Origin of the sequence: Streptomyces sp. S3(2020) (assembly GCF_013044505.1) — a bacterium.
Taxonomy (GTDB): domain Bacteria; phylum Actinomycetota; class Actinomycetes; order Streptomycetales; family Streptomycetaceae; genus Streptomyces.
This window is the reverse complement of the sequence record NZ_JABERD010000316.1, coordinates 1-7,963: the sequence shown is the minus strand read 5'-3', so window position 1 is coordinate 7,963 and position 7,963 is coordinate 1. Positions and strand designations below refer to the sequence as shown.

The window sequence follows — 7,963 nt, the reverse complement described above, 5'->3', positions numbered from 1 at the left end:
GCTCGTGGATGTGCCTCTCGTGGGCGTGCCTCTCGTCCGGCCGCCGCATCCCCAGCCGGACGAGAGGCACGCCCACGAGAGGCACATCCACGAGCGGCACGCCCCCGATCGGCGGGCCGACCGGCGGCCGGCGGAGCGCGCCGGGATCGGCGGACTGGACCCCGTGAACACGGCCTTCGTGATCATCATCCTCACCATCATCCTCGCCGCCGTGGGCTACATCGTCTGGACGTCCCTCTGATCCCCGTCGCCCGCCCGACCCGACCGGATGACACCGCATGACATGGAATGAAGAGGCAATGACCGTGAACGCGACTGTCCCGGCACCCCGGTCCGCCCCTGGACCCGGCACGGGGCTGGGTGGTGTCGCCGGACGGATCAGAGCAGTCGCCGACCGGGCCCGGGCCGACGGCACGGACACCTCGGTCCTGGATCTCCTCGCGGACGACCTGGACACCGGCGGCGTCACGCTCGCCGGCGCGGACCTGGTCGTGGCCTACCCGCCCGAGGTGCTGCTCCCCGACGCCCGGCCCAAGCGCTGGCCGGCCGTGGAGGGATGGCTCGGGGTGCTGCGCGACGTGCTGGTGTTCGTGCCCATCGCGCTCACCTGGTGGCGGTTGCAGGACGCCCTCGACGCCTACGACGATCAGAAGAGCACCGACCCCTTCCTGCTCGGCTGGGCCCGCGGCTTCCCCAAGGGCGACCCTGCCGAGCCGACCACCGTCACCCTCGGGACGTCCGCGGTCCATGTCACCCTGCTGGTCGTCCTGGTCGTGGCGCTGACGATCGGGCTCCACGTCCTGCAGACCATCCGGGAGAAGCAGCTCTCGCGCGAGGAGGACCGCGGACGGCTGGCCACGGACCTGGCCCTGGCGACGTTCCTGCTGGCGGCGCCCGCCGCCCGGCCGGCGGGCAGACCCCTGGACAACGGCAGCGCCGACCGCCTCGCCGCCCAGCTGCTGGCCAGCACTGTCAATCTGGAGAGCGCGCTGCGCCGCACATCGGAAGAGATCGTGACGGTCCTGGAGACCGGACCCGGCAGCCGGATCCAGACGGCGCTGGACGGCTGGACCCAGTCGGTCGACGAACTCACGGGTCTGGTCCGCTCGCTCCTCCCGCCGAACGAGCTGGCCCGGGAACTGATCAGGGTCAGGGAACTGACGGCCCGCGAGGGGGAGCAGCTCAGGTCCACCCTCGACGCGCTCGTCACCGACCTGCGGCGCGTCCAGGAGACCACCGGGCAGGAGATCCACCGGCACGACCTCGCCGTCGCCGCGGTCCGTGAACTGGCCCAGCGGCTCGGGGACTCGCTGCTGGTGTTCACCCAGCGGGCCGACAACCTCGTCGACTCCACCCGCAGCATGTGGCAGATCGTGGACCGGCTGGAGCTGCTCAACGGCCACCGCCGCAACGCCGACCCGCCGCACGGGGGCCGCTAGTGACCTACCGACCCGGGCAGAACGGGGCGGGGCGTTCCGTCCTGCTGGCGGGCTGGCTCTTCGCCGATCTCCTGCTGCTGCTGTTCGTCATCGCGCTGGGCTCCCTGCCCAAGGAGGAACGGCCCGATCCCCCGGGGCCCTCCCCGACCCCGTCCGGGACGGCGAGTCCGTCGCCGAGCGACCGGGTCGCGGAGCAGGGGCTGGTCCTCAAGCCGTGCAGCTTCACCGTGAAGACGGGCAGCGCCGCCTCGGTGCGCGGGCAGTTCACCGAGCAGCTCCGCTCGGCGGACGTCGACGGCCGTACGGCGGGCTTCGTGCTCTCCTTCGGTACGGCTCCGGAGCCGGGCCCGGGGCAGGCCGCCGCCGAGCGGGTCAACTCCGTCATCACCAAGGAGATGCCCCGCTTCAGAAATGCTCCGAAGCGGGGCTACTGGAAGGGCGGACCCTCCGGGAACGTCAGGATCGACGTGTTCTTCCTGGCCACTCCCGACGGTGACACCGAGTTCCCGAAGGGCTGCCGTTCCTCGGACGACTGAGACCGGTCAGGAGACGTCCGTCGCGTCCAGGCGGTACAGACCGCTGTAGTCGGAGACCGCCGTGCCGTTCTTCTTCACCCAGGTGGAGATCTCGGAGCTCGTGGAGGAGCCCTGGCCGCTGTCGCTGACCACGATGTAGTGCAGCTTGCCCGCCTTCACCAGGCTCTTGAGCTTGGCGAGGGTCATCGCGTCGTCGCTGCCGGACCAGCCGCCCATCGAGATGACCGGCTCACCGGACTCCAGGATGATCGAGGAGGCCGTCTGGTCGGTGGCCACCGCGACCAGCCAGGTGGCGCCGTCCTGGTTCTTCTTCAGATACGTGATCATCTCGGACGAGACCTGGGTGCCGCCGCCCATGCCGCCGGCGGTCCGGCCGGTCCCGGACTCGCTGTCGCTGTCCGCGGTGCTGCTCTCTGTGGAAGTGCTGTCGCTGGAGGTGCTGCCCGTACCGGTCGGCGGCTGACCCGTCGACTCCTGCCCGCTGGTGCCGCTCGGCGCGTTCCCGCTGGGCCGCTGCCCGCCGCCCATGCCGCCGCCCATGCCACCACCGGTGCTCGGCCCGGCCGTCGGGTTGGTGCCGTTCGTGCTGGACGTGGCCGCCGACGCCGAGTACGCGGCGGGACCGGCCAGCAGGGCGACCACGGCCGCCAGCGCCGCGAGCCCGGTCAGCCGCTGCCGCTTGGTGAACCGCCCGAGCAGCAGCCCGATCACCGCCACCGCACCGGCCACCCCGGCGACGACCTCCGCCACCGTGTACAGCGTCCCGGACCCGGAGACCCGCTGGAGCAGGACGACCGCCCACACCGTGCTCGCCGCGATGGCGCCCGGCAGCACCCAGCCCCACTTCGCCGCCGAGCCCTCCACGAAGGCGCGGTACAGCAGCACCCCGCCGATACCGGCCAGCGCCGCGACACCGGGCGCCATGGCGGTGACGTAGTACGGGTGGAAGGTGCCCTCGGCGAGGGCGAACGTCAGATAGTGGAGGACGAACCAGCCGCCCCAGAGCAGCAGTGCCGCCCGCTTGGCGTCGGTGCGCGGAGCCCGGCCGCGCAGCACCAGGCCGCCGACCAGGGCGATCAGGGCGAACGGGATCAGCCAGGAGATCTGGCCGCCCATGATGCTGTTGAACATCCGGTACAGGCCCGCCTCGCCGCCGAAGCTCGCCCCGTTGCCCTGCGAGCCCACCGACGAACTCGCCCCGAAGATCCGGCCGAAGCCGTTGTAGCCGATGACGAGGTCCCACACCGTGTTGTCGGTCGAACCGCCGATGTAGGGGCGGGAGGAGGCGGGGATGAGATCGACGACCACCATCCACCAGGCCGAACTGGCCACCAGCGCGACCGTACCGACGGCGAGGTTGCGGATCCTGCGGCCCAGCGAGGCGTTCGCGGCCCACAGGTAGACCAGGAAGAACGCCGGCAGCACCACGTACGCCTGCATCATCTTCGTGTTGAACGCGAAGCCGATCGCGACCCCGGACCACACCAGCGGCATCAGCCGGCCGGTGCGCACGGCCTTCATCAGGGCGGCCGCGCCGAGCAGCATCAGGAAGACGAGGACCGGGTCCGGGTTGGTGTCCCGGTTGATGGCGACGGTGATCGGGGTCAGCGTCAGGGCCAGCGCGGCGATCGTCGCCGCCACCGCGCCGAAGTCCCGCTTGACCATGCGGTACAGCAGGGCCACCGAGCCGGTGCCCAGCGCGACCATCGGCAGCAGCAACTGCCAGGTGCCGTAACCGAACACGCGCGCCGAGAGCCCCATCACCCACAGGGCGAACGGCGGTTTGTCCACGGTGATGAAGCTGCCCGAGTCCAGCGCGCCGAAGAAGAACGCCTTCCAGCTCTTGGTGCCGGAGTAGACGGCCGCGTTGTAGAAGGTGTTGCCGGTGACGGAGGACATGTTCCAGGCGTACAGGGCCGTGGCCAGGACCAGGACCGCCCACAGCGCGGGGCGGGCCCAGCGGGGGTCCTCGGGGGCGCCGGTGAACAGCCGCCGGACACGGCCGGCCGGGGTGGGCGGCTCGGCCCGGTGCCGGGCCTCCTGGACGGGCGGCGGGGCGAGAGTCGTCATGACGCGTACTCCAGGTGGTCCAGGTGGACGGCAGAGGTGGTCGGGCGGGCGGCCGGCACCTGCGGAGTGCTGGTCCGCCGGGGGACGGCGATGCGGGTACGGCCGGTGCGGAGCATGCGGGCCATGCCCCTGAGGTCGTCCAGGGCGGTGCGGACGATGTCGACCCGGCTGTCGGGGTCGTCGGTCCAGTCGACCGGCACCTCGTGGATACGGAGTCTGTTGCGCTGGGCCAGGACCAGCAGTTCGGTGTCGAAGAACCAGGCGGTGTCCTCGATGTGCGGGGCGAGCGCCCGGAAGACGTCGGTGCGGATCGCCTTGAACCCGCACTGCGCGTCCGAGAAGCGGGCCGCGAGCCCCGCCTTCAGCAGCAGGTTGTAGGAACGGGACACGAACTCCCGCTTGGCGCCCCGCACCACCGCGGCCTGCCGGTGCAGCCGGCTGCCGATGGCGAGGTCGCTGTGGCCGGACAGGAGCGGCGCCACCAGCGGGAGGAAGCCTTCGAGGCCCGTCGACAGGTCCACGTCCATGTAGGCGACGACGTCGGCGGTGGACCGGGACCACACCTGCTTCAGGGCGCGGCCCCGGCCCTTCTCCGCCAGGCGCACCGCGTGCACATGCGGCAGCCGCAGGGTCAGCTCCGTCGCCTCCTGCCAGGTGGCGTCGGTGCTGGCGTTGTCCGCGACCGTGATCCGGAACGGGAACGGGAAGGACTCTTCGAGGTATGCGTGGAGACGGCCGATGGACTCGGCGAGGACGTGCGCCTCGTTGTGGACCGGCACCACGATCTCGACCGACCGCCGCCGGGCGCCTCCCGCGTTCGTTTCGTTCATGGCAGTGACGATCGGGGCGGCGTCTGGGGGAACCCTGAGCCGTCGCTGAGGGAAGAGTGAGAATCAGCGGACTCACAGGTTGCTCATAGAGGGGCCATGTCGGAGCCCAAGGCTCGGCTCCGGAGGGGCAGTTCAGATGGGCTGCGGCTCGAAGTCCCAGTACGGCGGAGCGTCGGCGGCCGTCGCCAGCGACTCCACGCAGGCCAGCAGCAGGGGGTGCCCGTCGTCGACCGCCCCCCGGGCCCGGCGCAGCGTGTCCTTCCGGCCGGCGGCCGCCTCTTCCGCACGCCCCGAGAGACGGCGTACCGCCGCGGCGTTGAGGGCGCAGCCCAGGGTCCACGGATGATCGGCCCCCAGCGCGGCCGTCATCCCGCGCAACGCCTGCTCGACGAGCCGCAGTCCCTCCGCGTGGTCCCCCAGACGCCAGTGCACCAACCCCAGGTTGCCCTGCACACCCACGGTGTTCGGATGGTCCTCGCCGAGCAGGTGCCGGTAGTCCTCGGCGACCAGGAGCGTCAGGTCGGCGGCCTTGCGGAGATCGCCGTGGGAGGACAGGAAGGAGGCGTGGTCGGCCTGGATCATCAACGTCATCGGATGCCGCGCGCCCTGAAGCTGACCGCACTGCTCCACGAGACCGCTCAGCAGGTCCCCGGCACCTTCGTAGTCGCCCGAACGACGCAGACACAGTGCCTGGTTGTGCAGGGCCAGCAAGGTCTGGGTGTGGTACTCGCCCATGGCCTCGCGATGCAGCCGGGTGTTGGTGTCCTGAAGCCCGGCAGCCTCCCGATGACGTCCCAGGAGCCGGAGCGAACGGGCGTGGGCGAGACCGGTGAGCAGGGTCAGCCGATGGTTCGGGCGGAGCAGCCGCTGTCGCACGGCCAGCAGTTCGCGGTGGACGGCGGCGGCCTCCAGATAGCGGCCGAGCAGCCCGAGGGCGACTCCCAGATTGTGCAGGGAACTCTGGGTGTGCGGTGCCTCCGGGCCCTCCAGGGCGTCGTACGCCCGCCACACCCGGTCGCAGACCTGGTGCGCCTCCTCGAACAGGCCCAGCGCCATCAGGGTCCCGCCGAGCCCCACCTGGGCCCGCAGCAGGTCCGCGTCGTCGGGCGCCCGCTCGTACTCCAGCTGCTCCACGACGGCCCGCCCCACGGCCTCCGCCTCCCGGTAACGCCCGCAGCGCCGCAGCATGTTGGCGTGCTGGTGGACCAGCACCAGCATCGACGGATGGGTCGGCGGCAGCCTTACCCGCCAGCGCGCCAGCACCTGTTCGCACAGGGTGAGCCCGGTGCTCTCCTCGTCCCGCAGCCGCAGGTACTCGATGCAGTTCAGGACGAGTTCGCGCACCGAGTCCTCGGCGCTCTCCAGCGCGCCGGACGGATACAGATGCGGCAGCAGTCCGGCGTACGTCGGCCAGGCGTGCACGTCGGAGGGGCGCTGCGGATCGGCCGAGACCAGCACCCGGCAGGCCACCGCGGACAGTTCGTCCCGGTCGGCGGGGGAGAGCGTGCGGCGCAGGAACCGGTGGTACAGGCGGTGCATCTCCACGCTGTCGACATAGCTGTCGCCGTCCGAGGTCTGCACGAAGTCCCTGCGCACGGCGGTGGACTCGGCCAGCCGCGCGAGCGCGTTCTGCCAGCGCACCGGGTCCGCGGCCAGCTCCGCCAGATGCGGCGGCAGATCGCCGGGGCGGGCGTGCTGGAGCTGGCGCACCGGGATCGAGCCGGGCGAGAACAGGGCGAACAGACGCAGCAGTTCCGTCGTCTTGGGGTTGTCCTGCTCCAGGGAGTCCAGGGTGATGGCCCAGCTGGTCCGGAAACCGATCGGGTAGTCGGAGGAGACCTGGATGCCGATGACGTCCGCGTCGGCCCCGCGCAGCCGCGCGATGTAATCGGCCGCAGGCACCGGGCTGTTGGCCTCCAGCCAGGCCGCGGTCTGTCCCAGCAGCAGCGGGAAGTCCTCCACCGCCTCGGCGAGTTGGCCCGCCTCCTCGTCGGTGAGCCGCTCCACGTGCCGACGGGCGTAACTGACGCTCTCCGCCCGGGTGAACCGGTCGACCTGGATCTCCGCGACCCCGCCCGAGGCTGCCCAGCCGCGGGTGAGGGTGGTGATCGCGACATGGCCGCCGCTCGCTGGCAGCAGGTCGTCCACCTGCTCCATGTCGTCGGCGCTGTCCACGATGAGCAACCAGCGCCTGCGGCCGGTGCGCAACGCCTCCCGCACCGCGCGCACCCGTTCGCCCAGCGCCCGGGCGTCCGTCAGCTGGAGCCGGTCGGCGAGATCGGCGAACTGCTGGCGGGCGGTGGCCCGGAAGCTCGCGCTGATCCACCAGACCACGTCGTACTCGTTGGCGAACCGGTGCGCGTACTCGATCACGATCTGGCTCTTGCCCACCCCCGAGATCCCGCGCAGCGCCACCCGCGCCCCGGCCGGACCGCCGCTCTCGAACAGCGCGTGGAGCTCCTCCAGGACCGGATCACGGCCCGGGAAGCGGAAGTTGCGGCGCGGCACGTTCCACACCGCCGGCGGCGCGTCCGGGAAGCGCGGCGCGACGGGCACGTCCTCCTCGGCGTCCGGCTCGGTGTGCTCCAGACCGAGCGCGGCCAGCAGCCGGCGCAGCGCCTCCGCCGGGTCCAGGTCCCTGAGCGCGGGCGGGCCCAGTACGGCGGCCGAGGCGGGCAGGGCACGCGTGGACAGGTCGACCGCCGCGAACCTGTCCAGCCGCGGCGCGACCACGTCGGCCAGCGCCCCGGCCCACTCGTCCTCGGTGCGGTGGCCGAGCCGCAGATACCCCTCGTCCAGGAGCAGCAGAACGCGGCCCGGGACCAGGAGCAGCTCGCTCAGCAGCACGTTCAGCGGGACGCCCGGCGGCGGGTCCCAGCGCAGCAGATCGGTGCGGCAGCCGTGCCGCTGGAGCTGGTGCGCGGTCCAGGTGGCCCAGGCACGGTGGGTGCCCGCGTAGCTGATGGTGACGTGGTCGGGGGCCGTCTCCTATACACATCTGACGCGGCCGACGAGGAGGGTGGGGGGGAGCCCGGCGGTGGCCGGAGTCTTAAAAAAACAAAGCGAGCAGTGGACGCCCGGGGCGCGA

At 71.8% G+C, this 7,963-nt stretch carries 6 protein-coding genes; 3 read left to right on the top strand and 3 right to left on the bottom strand.

Going from position 1 to position 7,963, the window contains the following annotated elements; translation table 11 throughout:
* From HLK59_RS46045 to HLK59_RS46035, 3 genes are all read left to right on the top strand, one after another.
* Window positions 1-241: hypothetical protein (locus tag HLK59_RS46045; protein ID WP_206328392.1), on the top strand; the 241-nt coding region annotated here is incomplete at its 5' end.
* Between the two features lie 64 nt (window positions 242-305).
* Complete coding sequence (locus HLK59_RS46040; RefSeq protein ID WP_171147647.1) at window positions 306-1,439, top strand: hypothetical protein; 1,134 nt, start codon at window positions 306-308, stop codon at window positions 1,437-1,439.
* Window positions 1,439-1,975 (top strand): hypothetical protein, encoded by a 537-nt coding sequence (locus HLK59_RS46035; protein WP_171147646.1) that lies wholly within the window; start codon window positions 1,439-1,441, stop codon window positions 1,973-1,975. The genes HLK59_RS46040 and HLK59_RS46035 overlap by 1 nt, the downstream gene beginning before the upstream one ends.
* Before the next feature lie 6 nt (window positions 1,976-1,981).
* On the opposite strand, the gene HLK59_RS46030 is transcribed toward HLK59_RS46035, so the two are convergent.
* From HLK59_RS46030 to fxsT, 3 genes are all read right to left on the bottom strand, one after another.
* Entirely contained in the window at window positions 1,982-4,045 is a 2,064-nt protein-coding gene (locus HLK59_RS46030) for a glycosyltransferase family 39 protein (protein ID WP_171147645.1), read from the bottom strand.
* Window positions 4,042-4,875, bottom strand: coding sequence for a glycosyltransferase (locus HLK59_RS46025; protein WP_171147644.1), 834 nt, complete (start codon window positions 4,873-4,875; stop codon window positions 4,042-4,044). Before HLK59_RS46025 ends, HLK59_RS46030 begins: the two co-directional genes overlap by 4 nt.
* 132 nt (window positions 4,876-5,007) lie before the next feature.
* Window positions 5,008-7,839, bottom strand: coding sequence for an FxSxx-COOH system tetratricopeptide repeat protein (gene fxsT, locus HLK59_RS46020; RefSeq protein WP_346779980.1), 2,832 nt, complete (start codon window positions 7,837-7,839; stop codon window positions 5,008-5,010).
* Window positions 7,840-7,963 lie beyond the last annotated feature (124 nt).